A 19675-nucleotide genomic window follows, 5' to 3' on the forward strand; every position below is an offset into this window, starting at 1 on the left:
ACAAACATCTATTACCTATGATGGAGAATGAAATGGCGATTGAAAATAAGGCTTATAAAAACTGGTTAACGGTTGGTTTGGTGGCAGCGGCATTAAGTATCAGTGCTTGCGGCAAAAAAGATGAAGCGCCGATGGATGTTCAACCAACAGCCGATGCGCAGACAGCGGTAGAAGATGAAGCCACTGGGGTTGCTACAGCAGGCAGCAATGATAACGTAGCTGTTGCCAGCGCGAATGACAGTGCTGCTGCCAACAATAACGAAGCTATGGCAGTTGGACCAAACGATGATGTGGCAGTAGCAACGGCCGATGATGCAGAAGTAATCGATGGTACTGAAAGCGAAGAGCACATTTCGACTTATTAATGCCGCAGATAAAACAGCGCTAACGGCGTTAAGATGATAAAATGAGGCCCATAACTGACTGTACGTTATGGGCCTCATTTTATAAAGGATATTGCTTGGTCAAAAGCTAACAGGCAAAAGTGACAAGGTTTGGCTTTTTATTGCATTATAGGCGACAATATCGCGCCTTTATTGAACCCATCATAACGTTATCGGAATAATGTGACTAACACAGCACTACTAAAATACTGCTTTGTATTGCTCATATTGATAAAGTGGTTATTTATTATAGAGCTGTTTGATAGCGCATTTTTTATTCATGTTTTCACTCATATTTATTGGAAGTCTGCTAAACCATGCTTGATATTGCAAAGAATCCGACTCGCCCTATCGCCTTAGATTTACAAGACCTCCATAAAAGCTACGGCTCATTGGCTGTGCTAAAAGGAGTGTCGCTCACTGCCTATGATGGCGACGTCATCTCTATTTTAGGCTCGTCTGGCTCTGGTAAGTCAACCTTATTGCGCTGTATTAATCTGCTTGAAAAGCCCAATCAGGGTCGTATCATCATTGGTAATGATGAGCTGATGCTGAAACCTACTAAGTCAGGCGAATTGCAAGCGGCAGACATCAAGCAGTTAGAGAGCTTACGGGCGCGCGTTGGTTTTGTTTTCCAGAACTTTAACTTGTGGCCACATAAGACCATTTTGCAAAATATTATTGAAGGGCCAACGCAAGTCCTAAAAATTAAAAAAGACCAAGCGATTAGCGATGCGGAAAAACTGCTCGATAAAGTGGGTTTGCTTGATAAAAAAGATGCTTACCCAGCGAACTTGTCGGGCGGTCAGCGTCAGCGTGTGGCGATTGCGCGCGCCCTTGCGATGCAACCGCAAGTATTATTATTTGATGAGCCTACTTCAGCACTCGACCCTGAACTGGTCAATGAAGTGCTCGCCGTCATGCGTGAGCTGGCAGAAGAGGGGCGTACTATGCTGATTGTTACCCATGAGATGCGTTTTGCGCGTGAAGTATCGAGCAAAGTGGTGTTTTTACATCAAGGCGTTATTGAAGAGATTGGTACGCCTGAGCAGGTCTTTGATAATCCAAAGTCTGAGCGCGTCAAAGACTTTATGGCAGCGCATCGACAAAACTAAAATACAGTGTTCAATTGCTTTAATTTTAATGGTTTTTAAACGCTTAAAACGCCAAAATTGCTTGTTCGTAATTTTCTTAGAGCGTTTATTGCTCAATAATCACAGTCGGTATGCAAAACGTTTGTTTTTGATATTTGAGTCAGGTATTATCAAAAGGTTTACAGGCAGTCGCTAGTAACGGCTGCTTGTGTCTTCTGTTAATTAAATTGCTTATCTGGCAGGGACGTCAGAGAACAAAATATCAGAACCCTATATTAAAAAATCCATCAGAATTTAAGGAATGTATGATGTCGAATTCTCGCCTATTGTGGTCATCGATCACTGTTACCGCCGCGCTTATGCTTGGTGCTTGTAGTCAGCCAGCAAATGATGCTGCTGATACCAACGCTGATGCCCCTGCAGCAGAAACGGCTGGCAAGACCATTCGTATCGCCACCGAGGGCGCATACCCTCCTTTTAACTATACCAATGCCGATGGCAGCTTGGCAGGTTTCGATATTGATGTTGCCAATGCGTTATGTGCGCAAATGCAAGCCAAATGTGAAATCGTTGCCCAAGATTGGGATGGTATCATTCCAGGTCTATTGGCGCAAAAATATGATGCGGTCATCGCTGGTATGTCTATCACGGCTGAACGTCAAGAAAAGGTCGATTTCAGCGAGCCGTATTTTGCCAATACCATGGTTTGGCTAACCGATACCAAAGGCGGCTTTGACCCTAAAGCCATCAAAGGTCTAACCCTTGGCGGTCAACGTTCAACGACACCAGGTGCGTATTTACAAGACAATTATGAAGGCAAAGACGGTAACAACGTTAAGCTCTATGATAATTATGACAATGCTTATTTAGACCTAAAATCTGGTCGTAGTGATGCAGTACTTGCTGAAAAAGTCTCTGCCAAATCATGGTTAGCGGACAATCCAGAAGGTTTCGGTATCGTGGGTGATGAGATTGATAACGACGATAATATTGCCATTGCTGTCCGTAAAGGTGATCCAATCAAAGACAGCTTTAACAAAGCACTGAGCCAAATCCGTAGTAACGGTGAGCTTGCTCGTCTTGAACAGGAAAACTTCGGTCAATAATTTGCTTGCGACGCTTTTGAAGTAGTCTTTAACTAAGATACTGTTTGAGAGCGTTGGCTAACGAATGACTGACCCATTTCGGATTAATAAACGGCTGGTCAATATATTAAGGAATAACCCCTATGATTACTTCAATGACATCATCAATAAGCAAAAAAGCCTTGTGGCTTGCACCCCTTAGTGCAGCGATGCTTATGCTTACGGCTTGTAATAACAGCTCAGCACCAGTTGAAAGTACTGAAACAGATGCCGCTACTGAGGCGCCTTTAAACATCAAAATCGCCACAGAATCAAGCTATAAACCTTTTAGTTATACTGACGCTGATGGTAAATTAATCGGCTATGAGATTGAGCTAGTTGACGCTTTATGTGCGCAAATGAAAGCCAAGTGTGAAGTCATCTCACAAGATTGGGATGGCTTAATTCCAGGGCTGAACGCGCAGAAATTTGATGCGGCCATCGCGGGTATGTCAATCACTCCTGAGCGTAAAGAAGTGGTCGAATTCAGCGACCCGTACTTTCATACTGGTATCATCCTAATCGGTAAAAAAGGCGATGATATTAGTGTGGAAGGTTTAAAAGGTCAGCCGATTGCTTCACAGCGCTCAACGGTGGCGTCACAGTATCTGCAAGAAAAACACGCTGACTCTGATATCAAACTTTATGACACCCAAGACAATGCTTATCTAGACCTAACCTCAGGTCGTGTGCGTGCTATGATGTCTGATAAAGTTACCGGTATAGATTGGCTGAAAACCGAAGCGGGTAAAGACTACGAAGTCAAAGGTCAAGAAATCAGCACCAGTGATGATGCGATGGGTATTGCTTTCCGCAGAGGCGATCCATTAGTTGCTAAGTTTAATAAAGCATTGGCTGAAATAAAAGACAATGGTACTTATGATCAAATCACTGGTAGCTATTTTGGTACCAGCTCAACAGCGGCGGCGCAAAAAGCCGTAGCGACTGAGGGTGTCAAAGAAGTGGTGGTCGTTGATGATGGTAATGTCGATGCTAATGCGGTAATTGCCAAAGAAGAACAAGCAGAAGCCGCGACTAAATAATAGGGCTTTTAACAAAGGTCTATTAGGTAAGCGCTGGTTTTAATAAAGCACGTTTTAGCTAAAGCGTGCTTTATCCCGTTTATAGTATTTTACTCTGTAATAACATCAAGGATGATTATGAGCAACCATCTTGTCCCAGCCTGCATGACTACTACGTCTGCTATCCTTTCGTCACCTAGCGAGCGTTTCTCAAATCCGAAGACAAAGATGATGCTAGCCCTAGCTGCGCTGTTGGCTTTGGCGGGTTGCAGCAATGGTCAAAACGAGACTAATGAAAACGTTAGCTCAGACGCCACTAATACTAAGGAAGCGACTGAAAATAATACCTCTGCGGCTGATGATAATGTACTGCGTATCGGTACCGAAGGGGCTTATGCACCCTTTAACTATACCAATGCTGATGGGACATTGGGCGGCTTTGATGTTGAAATTGCCAATGCTATTTGCGCTGATATGAAGATGACCTGCGAAATCATGGCGCAAGATTGGGACGGTATTATTCCTGGGCTTAAAGCTGGTAAGTATGATGCCATCGTCGCGGCAATGTCGGTGACGCCTGAGCGCGCAAAGCAAGTTGCTTTTACCGATCCGTACTTTAGCAATGCGTTGGTGTTCTTAGCCAAGAAAGACAGCAGCTTTGATCCAGCAAATAGCAACGATATCAATGCACATTCTATTGCTGCGCAGCGCTCGACCATCTCTTCACAGTGGTTAGAAAATGCTTATCCAAAAGCCAATATGAAGCTCTATGATACCTTGAGTAATGCGTTTTTAGATTTAGGTGCAGGTCGCGTCGATGCCATGATATCTGACAAACTGCCGGCGCTAGAGTGGCTTGGCTCAGCATCAGGTAGCGAGTACGTGCTAAAAGGCGATGAGATTGATATTAATGATAACTTTGCCATTGCCGTGCGTCCTAATGATGCAGCACTACAAGCAAAAATTAATCAATCATTGGCCAATTTAAAATCCAATGGCACTTATGATAAAATCAATCAAAAGTATTTTGCTGTACCAGTAAGTGTGACGCCAACACCAGCAGCAACACCAATACCAAAAGCAACAACAGTAGATAGCGCCGCACAATAATGATTTGATACTAGATGGTTTGATACATCAGTATCATGAATAAATACTGTCTTAATAAGTATCAAGCTATTGAAGCCCAAAGCTATTGAAGCATAAAGACATTGCCATAATGGTGATGTCTTTTTTGCTTTTTATAGCAAGTCATTACGTTTTAAGTGTGATTGACGGTCAACTTTTATCAAATCTCACGGATTTATTTGATATTTATGCTGATAAGCACCTATTTAGACAGCGCTTTTACATGTCAGTATTAACATAGCTGGCGGCGAATATGATAAAATCAGCGCTCATTTCTACTGTGTCAATTACCGCCGCAATAATCGTATTTATCTGACGTCACTCTATGACGTAACTGAGGCCAAGCTCTATTTGGTCTAGCAGACGATTATTGGCAGCGCTCAGCTATTGATGCTGATTCTTTTAACTCATATTTTGCAAATTGCTAATATAAAGAGACTGAGTGGATAATTGTGTTTGATTTACAAGGATTTGGCGCGCTATTACTAAGCGGCGCAACCGTCACCATAAAACTTGCCATGACCAGTTTGGTCATCGGTATGGCGTTAGGTTTGCTCGGTGCTACAGCAAAGCTGTCTAATATTTGGCTGCTGCGTAAACTTGCGACGGTCTATACCGCCACGATGCGCGGGATTCCAGAGCTGTTATTGGTACTGTTTATCTACTATGGTGGCTCTATCGTGCTGATGAGCATCCTCAAAAAGTTCGGCTATAACGACTATGTCGAGATTAGCGCTTTTTGGGGCGGGGTGATGGCCTTGTCTATTGCGTTTGGTGCTTATGCGACTGAAATTTTTCGCATGTCGATTCAAGAGATTCCAATAGGGCAGCGTGAAGCGGCGCAAGCGATTGGGATGCGTCCTTTCCAGACCTTTTATCGTATTACCTTGCCGCAAGTATGGCAAATTGCGCTGCCAGGTCTGGGCAATCTGTTTTTGGTGTTGCTTAAAGATACGGCCTTGGTTTCAGTCGTCGGTCTCAAAGACATCATGTATCAGTCCTCGCGTGCAGCGCAGTCGACACAGCAGCCGTTTACCTTTTATATGGCAGCGGCGATTATTTATTTGGGTCTGACCATGTTGATTACCGGCTTTATGATGTGGCTTGAATGGCGCGCCAATCCGGCGGCGCGTTATGCCAAAAAGCTCAGCCGTCAAACTAGTCCCCATCAAACCACTCACAGTCAATCGACCATAGGGTAGAGGAGAAATACTATGGATTGGAATTGGCAGGTCATTTTTGACCATATCCCTGATTTACTTAATGGCGCGGTATTGACCGTACAGCTAGTCGTTTTCTCGGGTATTATCGGGCTATTTTTTGGTTTAATTTTGGCATTATTACGGCTGTCCAAAAATTGGCTAGTACAAGTTTTACCGTTTTTATATATCTTCTTTTTCCGTGGCACGCCGCTACTGGTACAGATATTCCTGATTTATTATGGTCTTGGGCAGTTTGAAGCGGTACGTAACTCGTTTTTATGGGAGCCAGTACTAAGCCAAGCTTACTGGTGTGCCATTATTGCCTTTACCCTTAATACCAGTGCTTATTTAGCCGAGATTATCCGTGGTGCGATTCAAAATATTCCCGTCGGCGAGCTTGAAGCCGCCGATGCGATTGGTATGTCGAAATGGCAGAAGCTGACCCGTATTACTTTACCGCGTGCTTTTGGTATTGTGATTCCCGCTTATAGTAATGAAGTTATCTTTATGCTAAAAGGCAGTGCGCTGGCATCAACCATCGCTCTGATGGATATCACGGGCGTTGCTCGTACCATTAGTGCGCGTACTTATACTTTGATGGAATTATTCTTTGCCGCCGGTATCGTTTACCTATTGCTGTCATGGGTTATCTTGTTTAGCTTTAGAATGTTTGAAAAAAGAATGAATCGTCACGCAAGTTATGTACCGCCAGATGTAACCACACGTACCGTTGGTTAATAAGTTGTCATGAAAACCACTTATTATAAACGCCGTGTTAAATAATGCAGTATCTGTCTATTTTTAAAATATCTATAATTTGCTGTGAGAGTCTAATATGAGCCAATCACCACATATGTCTTTAGCCGATGCGATTGCTGCGGGCGTTAGTAATGATAATACTGCCGACAGCATTCATTATACCAACGAGCGTTTACGTGCAGCTATTGGTAAAGTGGTCTGCGTCGGTCGTAACTATGCGGCGCATGCTCAAGAATTAGGTAACGAAGTACCTAAAGCGCCGATATTATTTATGAAGCCTGCCTCTTCGGTGGTGTCTATCCGTCAGGACGTGGTCTGTCCAAATCCAGCGCTGTATGGTGAGACCCATTATGAAGCAGAGCTGTGTGTACAATTAGCAGCCGACCTATCAGCAGCAACGATTGAAGAAGCCAAGCAAGCGATTGGTGGTGTAACCTTGGGCTTAGATTTGACCTTGCGCGAGCTGCAAACTGAGCTAAAGGAAAAAGGTCATCCATGGGAGCGCGCTAAATGCTTCGATGGCGCCTGCGTGCTTGGCGATTGGCTTGACCCACAAGTATTTGGCGATTTTAAAAATGTGCATTATCAGTTGACTATCAATGATGCGCTCAAGCAAGACGGCGATAGTGCCTTAATGCTATTTCCTGTTTATGAGTTATTGGCAAATATCAGTCACGCCTTTAGCCTGCAAGCAGGCGATGTCATTATGACTGGTACGCCAAGTGGTGTGGGCGCATTACAAGCAGGCGACCAATTAAGCTTAAAACTGGGCGCTCATGAATGGCAAGCAGAAGTTAAATAAGCTATTAGTTAGCTGTGAATGATAAATTGTATTAATCACAATGTCTTTAACGGCAATACTTTCAATGATAATACTCTAAATAACAAGCCTGCTAATCATTATCAAAACCTCAAATAATATTTGGGGTTTTTTTATGCTAAAAATTTGGCATGATAATTTTATATTCTATAGTCAAAACATCCTAAAAACGCTAGGGTATTGCTTATATCAATTTTTTGTAGCCTCTGTCTGCGCAGGCACAGCAAGCAAGAAAAATTGATATTAGTAGTGCGTGATGTATCGATATTACTTTTCACTGACTATGTTGATTAAAACATTAAGAAAAAACCGTAAATAATACATTTGCTAATATACTTATAACCATCCTGACAATAAATATACGGGATAGTTAAATCATTCTCTTCTGTTTAGAGCATTTACAGGCTAGTATGGAAAACCTCCTTAATCGCTTGATGTATCAAAACTATGCTCAATCCAAGACCTTTAGAAAGCATTCATGATTTATTTGCCACCACTCGGCGTCCCCCTGATAGCGAAGAGGGTGCTGATGAAGGTTTTCAAGGCGATGTCTATGAAGAGCTGGCGAAACTCGAATATATTTACGTCGATGAGCTAAGCGCAGAAATGGTCGATAACAGCTATAGTAAACCGCATCAGCCTATCTCTTTGGTTGATTTTTTTGAGGGTTTGGCTCAGCTTGCAACGATGGGCGTGGTGGAAGTCACTGATATCGTAGAAGCTATTCATCGTGAGATTTTGCTGCGTCCTTTAGGTCGCTTTAATAAAGGCAATATTGAGCATTGGCAGCGCGGTATCACTGGTCGCATTTATGGTACGGTACGCCAAGCAATGCAATTGGTCGGTAATAATCTTGCCACCGGACTGCGGCTTTATAACACCGTTTTAAAGCCTAAAAAAATACAGCCCTTACCAAAAAACCTCCGCCGTATGGTTAATATCTTAAATGGTGTCATGGGCGATCACCTTGTCACTCATCATAATCCATTGGCAGTATCGATGGTGCTATATGATAAATACAATGGTGTGCAAACCGATACATTATCAGGGCGGGTGGTTATTTTATGCCATGGGCTTTGTATGAGTCATTTGAGTTGGCAGATATCAGACGAAGGTGATTTGGCTGAAACACTGAGTAGCAGTCTGCCAAATACCACGGTATTGTATTTGAACTATAATACCGGTCGACGTATCTCCAGTAATGGGCGTAGCTTTGCAAAAGTTTTACAAGATTTGGTCGAAAATAATCCCGACATCACCCAGCTTGATTTAATCGGTCATAGCATGGGCGGTTTGCTGAGTCGTAGCGCGCTGTTTTATGGTAAAGAGCAAGGGTTTAGCTGGGTCAAACGCGTCGGCAATCTCATCACTTTAGGCTCGCCGCATCATGGCGCAAGCTTGGAGCAGATTGGTCATTTTGTCCAAGATAAAATCGCTAAGCTGCCTTTTGCAGGTTCGCTGGCAAAATTGGGTGATTTGCGCAGCGCAGGAATTATTGATTTGCGTTATGGCAGTATTCGCGATGCAGACTGGAAATCTGCCGAAGGTCGTAGTGTGCTGCCGGCAGAATTTCGCCATCCGACACGCTTGCCTTTGCATGTGAATACCTATTTGGTGGCGGCGGCTCTGGTCGAGGTTCATTATAAATCTAAAACCACAAGCTTACTTGGCGATGGACTGGTGTCGGTAGAGTCGGCGCTTGGCGAATATACCGAAGAGCATACGTTGAATGTGCCAGAGGGTCATAAGGCGATTTTTTATGGCGTCAATCATATGAACTTAATTTCTAACGATAGGGTGCATCAGCAAATCGTTACTTGGTTATTAGCCAATAGGCAGGGTGACGCGCACGAAGCCAAATATGCGCTTGAAGACCGTATCTACTCTTATCCAGAAATAGACGAGGTTGCGGATTAAGCATTCTTAAAATCATTGATATAGTTGTTAATAAGTTTAGAGCAATAAGCCTAGAATGATAAAAACAAAAAAACCCTCAAGCTTCACACTTGAGGGTTTTTTTAATTAAGAAAAATCAAATAATCACAAAGAAATATAATTAAACACTACTCAGCAAAAATTGTCGCCACATCGTCTTTGTTAAATTTATAGACTTCACCGCAAAATCCGCAATCCATCTCAAAAGTACCGCCTTGCTCTTCAACGATATCTAAAGCTTCAGTTTCGCCAATTTGCTCGATTGCCATTTCACACTTCTCGCGTGAGCAAGTGCAACCAAAGGATAAAGAGACAGGGTCAGGGGCAACGACTTTTTCTTCATTATATAAGCGATAAAGAATCTCATTGGTATCAAGCGTGGTCAGCTCTTCTGCTTTTAGCGTCCGCGTCAATACACTTAAGCGCGTCCACAAATCATCATCGATACCGGCGTCTTGATTTTGCTCAACTTCATAAGTTTCTTTAGCCGTACGAGGCAGCATTTGTACCAAGATACCACCGGCTTGCAAACCATCGGACGCCAAATTAATCAGCGTCGGAATCTGCGCCGATTGTTTTTGATAATGGGCTAAGCAATCAGCCAAATTGTCATGGCTGCGCTCAACTATACCTTGATACGGCTCACCGCCATCAGGCTGGATATTAATAAACAATACGCCTTGACCAGCAGCGCCCAATTCAGCAAACGCTTCTTTAGCATGAATCATATTTTCCCATGCTTGCACTTGCTCGTCAGTGTCGCCTTTCCAGCTGGCAAGCGCACGGATGATACCGTCTTGATCGCATTCTGCCATCGCCCAATTGAGCAAGCTGTCGCTGTCTGATGATTGCAATTGAATCGATAAGCGACCATTAATTTTAACGGTACTAATAAGCAAGCTTGCTGCCGTCAGCATCTCACCCAATAAGCGCTTAATCGCTTCAGGGTAAGGCTTTTGCGCAATCGTCGTCGCATAGCTGCGTGATAGGCGCACCACATCACCGCGCACCGGTGAGTCTTCAATAAAAAAGCGTTGGCGCACATCGTTATCGTGGCTATTGGCAACCGTTTGGTTATCTGTATTTGAGGCTTGAGTATCTTGTGTCATAGGTCATAGCTAGTATTAAGAAGTTGTTAGCTTTATGGGGATTAATCGTTATTTATCAATCATAGCGGTTGGGTTATTGGTTTAATTTAAGTGATTCATAAAGGATATATGCTGGTATTAATTTTTTAAATAACGCTAAGTTGATGGGCACTACTGCCTAATTTATTGAGTGTTTATTGATGCTACAAAACCTAAAGCCTTAAAATATCAGTCTCATTAAAAAAGTTTACCATCACCGCTCAAATTGTTGTACAGTAACATTAAGTTGCATAGTGATAACTAACAGCAACAAGCACGGATGCATGGCGGAAAAGTCATTTAATGACCAATATAAAGTCGAATAATGGCTTAAACAACGCCAAAGTCCCCTCTTAATTTTGTGATAATGTGATAAAAGGATGTGTCTCATGAGCTACTTAATCTCAAAACCTCTAACTCTGGTTGCCTTTATGGCCCTTGGCTTAGCGGGCTGTAATAATAGCAATCAAACCAATACTGAAGCGACGCCAGCAGATGGTGCAGCTACAACAGAAGCGGCTGCAAATGCCAACGGTACCCTACAAAAAATCAAAGAGTCAGGTACTATTGTAGTCGGTCACCGTGACTCCTCTATTCCGTTCTCCTATATCGCTGATGATCCAAATCAGCCAATCGGTTATGCGCATGATTTAGAGATGAAAGTGGTGGACGCGGTCAAAGAAAAACTCAATATGCCAGATTTAAAAATCCGCTATAACTTGATTACTTCACAAACCCGCATTCCATTGGTACAGAACGGCACGGTAGATTTCGAGTGTGGTTCAACGACCAACAATGAAGAACGTCAAAAGCAAGTGGCATTCTCTAACGGCTTCTTTGAAATCGGTACGCGTCTATTAACCAAAAAAGATTCAGGTATCACAGGCTTTGATGACTTAAAAGGTAAAACCTTGGTCACAACTGCCGGTACGACGTCAGAGCGTTATATTCGTGAATACAACGATGACAAAAAGATGAATATCAATATCATCTCAGCAAAAGACCATGGCGAAGCTTTCCTCATGTTAGAAAACGGCCGTGCTGATGCCTTTATGATGGATGATGTATTGCTGGCTGGCGAAAAAGCCAAAGCAAAAAATCCAGATGAATGGGTTATCGTTGGTGAGCCACAATCGTTTGAGATTTATGGTTGTATGATGCGTAAAGATGATCCAGAATTTAAAGCCGTAGTTGATGAAGCATTAGCCAATGTCTTTAAGTCAGGCGAGATTAATACTATCTATGACAAATGGTTCATGAATCCTATTCCACCAAAAAATGTCAACCTAAAGTTTGAGATGTCAGATAACTTAAAAGCCTTGATTGCCAATCCACATGATAGTGATCAGCCAAAAGTTGCCACTGCACAATAACGTTCCTTGTCCCTCAACATAGCATGCTTACGCATTCAGATTGTTTGTCAAGTTTCTTGATAGCAGTCTGAGGCGTGGGCTTTTTAATCGTTGCTCGGAGAGACAATTATGAATTATAGCTGGAACTGGGGTGTGCTCTTTGAGCAGACCGGCATCGGTAGCGAGCTGTATATCCATTGGATGATTACGGGTCTCGGCTGGCTGTTATTAATTGGTAGTATTGCTTGGGCAATCGCCATGGTGGTTGGTACCATCTTTGGTATTATGCGCACCTTACCAAATAAAGGCGCGCGTGCTATTGGCACCGCTTATGTGACTTTTTTTCGTAATATTCCTTTATTAGTACAATTGTTTTTTTGGTTCTATATCGCTCCCGGTTGGCTAACGCCGTCCATCCAAGAGTGGTGGTATAAAGACTTGTCTCCCAATACCTCAGCCATGCTGTCAGCCAGTATCGGTCTTGGTTTATTTACCGCTGCTCGTATTGTTGAACAAGTACGTACCGGTATCGAGTCGCTGCCAAAAGGACAAATCAACGCCGCCTACGCGCTCGGTTTTAGTATCCCACAAGCCTATAAAGAGGTGCTGCTGCCACAAGCCTTTCGGGTTATCTTACCGCCGCTGAGCTCGGAGTTGACCAACTGCTTTAAAAACGCCTCGGTTGCGTCTTTGGTAGGGGTCATGGAGCTAATTAGTCAAACCAAAACCATCAGTGAATATACTCAAAATAGTCTTGAGATTTATACCTATGCGACCATTATTTATTTGGTATTTAATCTGTCATTAATTGCCATTATGGGGTTGATTGAACGTAAATTGCGTGTGCCTGGGCTGATTGCAGGGAGTCAAAAATGAATATGATGACCGAACTTGCAACGGCTTACCCTGGTTTGATGGGTGGCATGCTGACGACTTTAAAAGTATTGTTTTTAGCCATCTTAGGCGGTATCAGCTTAGGGACAGTATTGGCGTTGATGCGCTTGTCTGGTATCAAAGCGCTTGAGATACCCGCTAAGCTATACGTCAATTACTTCCGTTCCGTACCGTTATTATTAGTATTGCTATGGTTTTATTTTGCGGTACCGATGATTTATTTTTGGATCGCTGGTAAATATCTGCAACTTGACACCGCTTTTACCTCCTGCGTAGTCGCTTTTATGATGTTTGAAGCGGCATACTTTTCAGAGGTGGTGCGCGCGGGTATTCAGTCTATCGGTAGTGGGCAAGTCAATGCCGCAAAAGCTCTTGGCATGACTTATGGTCAAACGATGCGATTGATTATTTTGCCGCAAGCGTTTCGCAAAATGTTACCGCTGATTTTGCAGCAATGTATTATTTTATTTCAAGATACGACCTTGGTTTTTGCCATTGGTTTGACAGATTTCTTCCGCGCCGCTTATGTACGCGGTGAGCTGATGGGCTTACTGACGCCGTATATACTTGGGGCAGGTGCTGTTTATTTTATCATCAGTTTGAGCGCTTCTGTTGGCGTCCAGCAACTGCAAAAACGCTTAAGGTTTTAAGGTTTTTCTAGATCAGTGTAGAAACCTGCGTAAGAATGGTTTTATTAATAATTGTAAAAATAATGTGGTTAGGAGCCAGTGATGAATGAGCCGGTGATAAATAATGCTGACACGTATATAAATGAATTTGGCGGACTGGTCACCGACAATGGTCATGCTAGCAATGAGATTGTCATCAAGATGACTGATGTCAGTAAATGGTATGGCGACTTTCAAGTGATGAATAACTGTACCGCCCATGTGCATAAAGGCGATGTCGTTGTCGTTTGCGGTCCATCAGGTAGTGGTAAGTCAACGCTCATTAAAACTGTCAATGGATTAGAGCCTTTTCAAAAGGGCAAGATAATGGTCAGCAGTATCTCAGTCGGTGCACCAAAGACCAATTTGCCAAAGTTACGTAGCCAAGTAGGTATGGTGTTTCAGCATTTTGAGCTGTTCCCGCATTTGACGATTATTGATAATTTGACTGTTGCTCAAATTAAAGTATTGGGTCGTAAAGAAGACGAAGCTAAGAAAAAGGCTATGGCTTATTTAGATCGTGTTGGGCTAACGGTTCAGGCGGCAAAATATCCCGCTGAGCTGTCTGGCGGTCAGCAGCAGCGCGTGGCGATTGCCCGTGCCTTAGCGATGGATCCAGTGGCGATGCTCTTCGATGAGCCAACCTCAGCACTCGACCCTGAAATGATTCAAGAAGTGCTCGATGTCATGATTGAGCTGACCCGCGATGGCATGACCATGATGTGCGTGACCCATGAAATGGGTTTTGCCAATCAGGTTGCTAATCGTATTATCTTTATGGATGAAGGTCATATCGTCGAGAACTGTAGTAAAGATGAATTCTTTGAAGGCGCAAAAAGTGATCGCGCGCAACTGTTCTTATCGAAGATTCTCAATCATTAGGGCTAACTACTTTGTTATTTGAATTATTTATAAATAACATCTATAAAAAGCGCCTATTAAATTAATAGGCGCTTTTTTTTGTGTTCACAGAATATGATGAGATTATATATTTAACCGTATTGTTGGTATAGATGGCTACCTAGGTGAATAGGTGAGTGAATGTCTGTTTACTGATACAATAAGCGTAATGATATTTGGCAAAATCGAATAAAAACAATCGTTAACTTCATTGGAGCTTATATGAGTGCAGAACGTTCATCTACATCAAAAGGTATTGTTATCATTGGCGCAGGATTGGCTGGCTGGCATGTTATTGATGCGATTCGTGCCAAAGACAAAGATATTCCGATTACTTTAATCACGACAGACAGTGGCGACCGTTATCACAAACCGATGCTAACCATGGCGATTAGCCAAAAGAAAAGCGCGGCAGATTTGGTACGTGCGACTGGCGCTGATGCGGCAAAAGCGGCAAAAGTGACATTACTTGCTAATACGCAAGTGACCGATATTGACCCTGCTAGCCAAACCGTACAGCTTATTTCAGCGCTACGCTCAGATCCTGTCTATACTAATTATGCAACCATCAGCTATGATAAGCTGGTGTTAGCGGTGGGCGCTCATCCTATCTTTCCTAAGAGCCTACCGGAAGACTTGGTTTGGCATGTCAACCATATCGAGCGCTTTGGTCAATTACAAGAAAAGCTCGCAGCAGGCAGTCAGCACGTTGCCATCGTTGGTGCTGGTATGGTTGGGACAGAAATCGCCGAAGACTTATTAAAAGCCGGTCATCAGGTGACGCTAATTGATTTAAATGATGCGCCTTTATCACAAATGCTACCGGCAAAAGCGACCGCGCGTATTGCAGAAGCAGTCAAATCACAAGGTATTAATTTTTTAGGTGGTTATCAAGTAACTGATGTTATTCGTATCAATGATGGTAGTGAGGGTGAAAAGCTACAAGTTAGTTATGAGTCGCTTGCTTCTCATTCAGAAGAAACTGCGGCTCATTCATCTGATATATTAATCGTTGACCATGTGATTGCCAGTACAGGTCTGACCGTTGATGGTACATTGCCAACCGCCGCTGGGGTTGATTTCAACCGTCGTACTGGCATCGAGGTTGACGCACCGACGCTGCGTACCACTACCGATAATATTTATGCCATTGGCGATTGTATGTCGATCAATGGCGTCGCTTGTCGTTATGTCGCGCCACTGCGCGCACAAGCAGCGACGATTGCTGATGATATTTTGGGATTAGAGCATAGTGGCTATGAGCATAAGCCACCGATGATTCGCCTAAAAAATAAAGCGATTTCGGTGATGGTAACAGGCGTACCGCAAGCGGATGGCAATTGGCAAGTAGCGACTGAAACTGATGATGAGCTCATCATGGATTTGCTCGATGATAACAATGCGGTTAGCGCAACCGTTACTATTAAATCGCCGCCAACGGTTAAATCTTAAACTTAATTTTTAGTCTTAGCCCTTACTAAAAAGCTAGCCATGCAGAAAATGCATGACTGGCTTTTTATATTTAAGCCCTCTATATTTTATGCTATCTTTTACTGAGTAATTATTTTAAATATTTAATTAAATGATACATCTTGTATTACTATTATTGACAGCTTTCGATTTAAGGCGGTATAGTAGCTAACGCCAGTCAAGACCTGTTCAAGGAAAAATGAAGGGGTCATAGGCGACCAATAAGCACCATAAAAAGTAAAACGAAAGGACTCGTTATGACGCAAAATATTGATTTCGATACTATCTTAGCTAACATTCCTAGCATCAATATGGGCGCACGCTCGGCAAATGCACCATTGACACAAAGTTATGATAAAGGTCCTGATGTGCCGCTGATTGAAGCGACCATCGGCGATTTCTTTGATGCTATAGTCTCTAAATATCCTGAACGCGAAGCACTGGTCGTGCGTCACCAAAATATCCGCTGGACTTATCGTGAGCTACAGCAGCAAGTCAATCAGCTGGCAAGCAGTATGATTGAGATGGGACTTGAGATTGGTGATCGCATCGGTATCTGGTCGCACAACAATGCCGAATGGCTGCTGATGCAATTAGCCACCGCGAAAGCCGGCGTTATCCTCGTCAATATCAATCCTGCCTATCGTACCTTTGAGCTACAATATGCGTTGAATAAATTGGGGTGTTCAGCATTGGTATTGATGCGCCATTTCAAAAGCAGCGACTATGCGAGTTTGATTCGCGAGCTGTGCCCTGAGATTTATCATAAAGATTATACTCAGCTTGATTTGGTCGAGATTCCGACGATTGAGCGCATTATTTGGATTGATGAGCCAAATTCTGATGAAGAGTTTAATTATATGCAGAAGTTTTCGGCTTGGATGGCTGAAGGTGATGCCAACGATCCGCGTGTTGCAGAGCGCCAAGCCCAGCTCAGAAACACGGATGCTATCAATGTACAGTTCACTAGTGGAACAACCGGTACACCAAAAGGTGCCACCTTAAGCCACCGCAATATCCTGAATAACGGCTATTTTATTGGTGAGGCTATGAATCTCACTGAAGAAGATAGGCTGTGCATTCCGGTACCTTTGTATCATTGCTTCGGTATGGTACTTGGTAACTTAGCGATTCTCACGCATGGCGGTTGTACCGTCTATCCGAACGATGGATTTGATCCGCTAACAGTACTGCAGACGGTAGAAGAAGAAAAATGTACGGGTCTGCATGGTGTGCCGACGATGTTTATTGCTGAGCTTGACCATCCTGAATTTAAAAATTTCGATTTATCCACTTTGCGTACAGGCATTATGGCCGGCTCTAGCTGTCCGATTGAGGTCATGCGTCGCGTCATCGATGAGATGCACATGAAGGAAGTGACCATTGCTTATGGCATGACCGAAACCAGTCCCGTATCTTGCCAGACCAATGAGCATACGCCACTTGATAAGCAAGTCTCGACCGTAGGACTCGTGCAGCCAGCGCTTGAAGTCAAAGTCATCGATACCGAAACAGGTGAGATTGTACCGTTAGGTGAGACTGGTGAGTTACTGACTCGTGGTTACTCAGTAATGAAAGGCTATTGGGGCAGTCGCTTTAAAACGCGCGAAGCCATTCAAGATGGCTGGATGCATACGGGTGATTTGGCAACCATGGACGAAGATGGCTATGTCAAAGTCGTTGGTCGTAGTAAAGATATGGTCATCCGTGGCGGTGAAAATATCTATCCAGTAGAAGTCGAGAATTATCTCTATCGCCATCCGAAAATTCGTGATGTACAAATCGTTGGCATCCCAGATAAGCGTTATGGCGAAGTATTGGCTGCTTGGATTATTCCTAAAGAAGAGGGCTGCTTAACGGAAGAAGAAGTACGCCAATTCTGTAGTGAGCATATCGCCCATTATAAAGTGCCGACCTATTATCGCTTTGTGACTGAGTACCCGATGACCATTACCGGTAAAATTCAAAAATATAAAATCATTGAACAAATGAAAGAAGAATTGGGTCTATAAAAACTTAAGCTGTTTTATTTCTTATTTTACTAATGACTTATATTAGTAAAGACTAAAATAACCAGCAGTTAGAATAACTCGCATAAAAAGCTACTCGCATTTACGCATTAAAGAAAAGGGATATCATGAGCGCTATCATAACCAGTAAACTGAGTCCAAACGCCGCTGAATTTCAGCAGAATAGTGCCGCTATGCAAGCAGTGGTTGATGACTTATATGTGCACTTGCGTAAAGTCGTTCAAGGCGGATCAGAGCGTGCGCGCGCTAAGCATTTAGCCCGTGGCAAACTCTTGCCTCGCGAGCGTGTTGAGCGTTTGCTAGATGTGGGCACGCCATTTTTAGAAGTCGCTCCGATGGCAGCGCATGATATGTATGGCGAAGATATTCCAGCGGCAGGCGTGATTGCCGGTATCGGTCGCATTAACGGCACTGAATGTATGATTGTTTGTAATGATGCCACCGTAAAAGGCGGTACTTATTACCCAATGACGGTCAAGAAACATCTGCGTGCACAAGAAATTGCGCAAGAAAATAACCTACCTTGTGTGTACTTGGTGGACTCGGGTGGCGCTAACTTACCGAATCAAGATGACGTATTTCCTGATAAAGAACACTTTGGGCGTATCTTTTTTAATCAGGCCAATATGAGTGCGGCGGGTATTCCACAGATTGCCGTGGTCATGGGCAGCTGTACGGCTGGCGGTGCTTATGTACCGGCGATGAGCGACGAATCTATCATCGTTAAAGACCAAGGAACCATCTTTTTAGGTGGCCCACCATTGGTAAAAGCGGCAACCGGCGAAGAAGTTACGGCCGAGGACTTGGGCGGCGGCGATGTGCATACGCGTCTGTCAGGCGTGGTTGATCACTTGGCGCAAAACGATACCCATGCGTTATCGATTGCCCGTAATATCGTCAGTCATCTAAACCGTCCTGCGAAGCAAGTACCGAATCAAATCAAACCACGTCCACCACGCTATGATGCCAAAGAGCTATATGGCGTTATTCCAACAGATAAGCGCAAGCCCTTTGATATCAAAGAAATCATCGCCCGTATCGTCGATGACAGTGCTTTTGATGAATTTAAAGCACGCTTTGGTACCACGTTGGTTTGTGGTTTCGCTCATATCGAAGGTATGCCAGTCGGTATTATCGCCAACAATGGCATCTTATTTAGTGAATCAGCGCAAAAAGGCACGCATTTTATTGAACTGTGCTGTAAGCGTAAAATCCCGTTGGTGTTCTTGCAGAATATCACCGGTTTTATGGTCGGGCGTAAATACGAAAATGAAGGTATCGCTCGTCACGGTGCCAAGATGGTCATGGCGGTAGCCAACGCGAAAGTACCTAAATTCACCGTCATCGTCGGTGGCTCATTCGGTGCTGGCAACTACGGCATGTGTGGACGTGCTTATAGTCCACGCTTCTTATGGATGTGGCCAAATGCGCGTATCTCAGTGATGGGCGGTGAGCAAGCAGCCTCGGTATTAGCAACGGTTAAGCGTGACAACTTCGACCGCAAAGGTGAGGAATGGAGTAGCGAGGACGAAGCGGCATTTAAAGCGCCGATTCGTGAAATGTATGAAAAGCAAGGTCATCCATATTATGCCACCGCACGTCTATGGGATGACGGTGTGATTGACCCTGCTGATACCCGTAATGTATTGGCATTAGGTCTGAGTGCTGCTTATAACGCACCGATTGAAGAGACAACCTTTGGTGTCTTTAGAATGTAGCATTAAATGGAATATGAGCAACCATTTCACGTTTATAAAAAATAGAGAA

At 43.6% G+C, this 19675-nt stretch carries 17 protein-coding genes; 16 read left to right on the forward strand and 1 reads right to left on the reverse strand.

The window, feature by feature from the left end:
• Positions 1–32 precede the first annotated feature (32 nt).
• The 9 genes from AC2FA3_RS04540 to AC2FA3_RS04580 all read left to right on the forward strand — a co-directional run bounded on the left by AC2FA3_RS04540 (position 33) and on the right by AC2FA3_RS04580 (position 9449).
• Complete coding sequence (locus AC2FA3_RS04540; protein WP_490508522.1) at positions 33–365, forward strand: hypothetical protein; 333 nt, start codon at positions 33–35, stop codon at positions 363–365.
• A gap of 335 nt (positions 366–700) precedes the next feature.
• Complete coding sequence (locus AC2FA3_RS04545) at positions 701–1498, forward strand: ABC transporter ATP-binding protein (RefSeq protein ID WP_490508523.1); 798 nt, start codon at positions 701–703, stop codon at positions 1496–1498.
• A 287-nt stretch (positions 1499–1785) separates the two neighbouring features.
• The gene (locus AC2FA3_RS04550; protein WP_490508524.1) at positions 1786–2583 is read left to right on the forward strand and encodes a transporter substrate-binding domain-containing protein; all 798 of its coding nucleotides are present in this window, start codon (positions 1786–1788) and stop codon (positions 2581–2583) included.
• 122 nt (positions 2584–2705) lie between these two features.
• Complete coding sequence (locus AC2FA3_RS04555; RefSeq protein ID WP_490508525.1) at positions 2706–3644, forward strand: transporter substrate-binding domain-containing protein; 939 nt, start codon at positions 2706–2708, stop codon at positions 3642–3644.
• 117 nt (positions 3645–3761) lie between these two features.
• Positions 3762–4733, forward strand: coding sequence for an ABC transporter substrate-binding protein (locus tag AC2FA3_RS04560; RefSeq protein WP_490508526.1), 972 nt, complete (start codon positions 3762–3764; stop codon positions 4731–4733).
• A gap of 470 nt (positions 4734–5203) precedes the next feature.
• A complete protein-coding gene (locus tag AC2FA3_RS04565) occupies positions 5204–5953 on the forward strand; it encodes an ABC transporter permease (RefSeq protein ID WP_490508527.1) in 750 nt (249 codons plus the stop codon).
• Between the two features lie 12 nt (positions 5954–5965).
• The gene (locus AC2FA3_RS04570; protein WP_490508528.1) at positions 5966–6691 is read left to right on the forward strand and encodes an ABC transporter permease; all 726 of its coding nucleotides are present in this window, start codon (positions 5966–5968) and stop codon (positions 6689–6691) included.
• 97 nt (positions 6692–6788) lie between these two features.
• A complete protein-coding gene (locus AC2FA3_RS04575; protein WP_490508529.1) occupies positions 6789–7514 on the forward strand; it encodes a fumarylacetoacetate hydrolase family protein in 726 nt (241 codons plus the stop codon).
• Positions 7515–7979: 465 nt separating this feature from the next.
• Entirely contained in the window at positions 7980–9449 is a 1470-nt protein-coding gene (locus AC2FA3_RS04580) for a PGAP1-like alpha/beta domain-containing protein (RefSeq protein WP_490508531.1), read from the forward strand.
• 146 nt (positions 9450–9595) lie between these two features.
• Here the strand turns inward: AC2FA3_RS04580 and hslO are convergent, their stop codons facing one another.
• Entirely contained in the window at positions 9596–10576 is a 981-nt protein-coding gene (gene hslO / locus AC2FA3_RS04585) for an Hsp33 family molecular chaperone HslO (protein ID WP_490508532.1), read from the reverse strand.
• A 407-nt stretch (positions 10577–10983) separates the two neighbouring features.
• Between hslO and AC2FA3_RS04590 the strand changes: the two genes are divergently transcribed.
• The 7 genes from AC2FA3_RS04590 to AC2FA3_RS04620 all read left to right on the forward strand — a co-directional run bounded on the left by AC2FA3_RS04590 (position 10984) and on the right by AC2FA3_RS04620 (position 19626).
• Positions 10984–11967, forward strand: coding sequence for a glutamate/aspartate ABC transporter substrate-binding protein (locus AC2FA3_RS04590; protein ID WP_490508533.1), 984 nt, complete (start codon positions 10984–10986; stop codon positions 11965–11967).
• Positions 11968–12075: 108 nt separating this feature from the next.
• A complete protein-coding gene (locus tag AC2FA3_RS04595) occupies positions 12076–12822 on the forward strand; it encodes an amino acid ABC transporter permease (RefSeq protein WP_201546208.1) in 747 nt (248 codons plus the stop codon).
• Positions 12819–13490, forward strand: a complete 672-nt coding sequence (locus AC2FA3_RS04600; protein WP_201546209.1) for an ABC transporter permease subunit — start codon at positions 12819–12821, stop codon at positions 13488–13490. The genes AC2FA3_RS04595 and AC2FA3_RS04600 overlap by 4 nt, the downstream gene beginning before the upstream one ends.
• Before the next feature lie 81 nt (positions 13491–13571).
• Entirely contained in the window at positions 13572–14390 is an 819-nt protein-coding gene (locus tag AC2FA3_RS04605; RefSeq protein ID WP_490508534.1) for an amino acid ABC transporter ATP-binding protein, read from the forward strand.
• Positions 14391–14630: 240 nt separating this feature from the next.
• Entirely contained in the window at positions 14631–15860 is a 1230-nt protein-coding gene (locus AC2FA3_RS04610) for an FAD-dependent oxidoreductase (protein ID WP_490508535.1), read from the forward strand.
• A 275-nt stretch (positions 15861–16135) separates the two neighbouring features.
• Positions 16136–17890: an AMP-binding protein gene (locus tag AC2FA3_RS04615; protein ID WP_490508536.1), complete on the forward strand. Its 1755-nt coding sequence runs from the start codon at positions 16136–16138 to the stop codon at positions 17888–17890.
• A 125-nt stretch (positions 17891–18015) separates the two neighbouring features.
• Complete coding sequence (locus AC2FA3_RS04620) at positions 18016–19626, forward strand: carboxyl transferase domain-containing protein (protein ID WP_490508537.1); 1611 nt, start codon at positions 18016–18018, stop codon at positions 19624–19626.
• The last annotated feature ends 49 nt before the right edge of the window (positions 19627–19675 follow it).

It is taken from the genome of Janibacter sp. CoH_79_TC_3 (assembly GCF_058197955.1).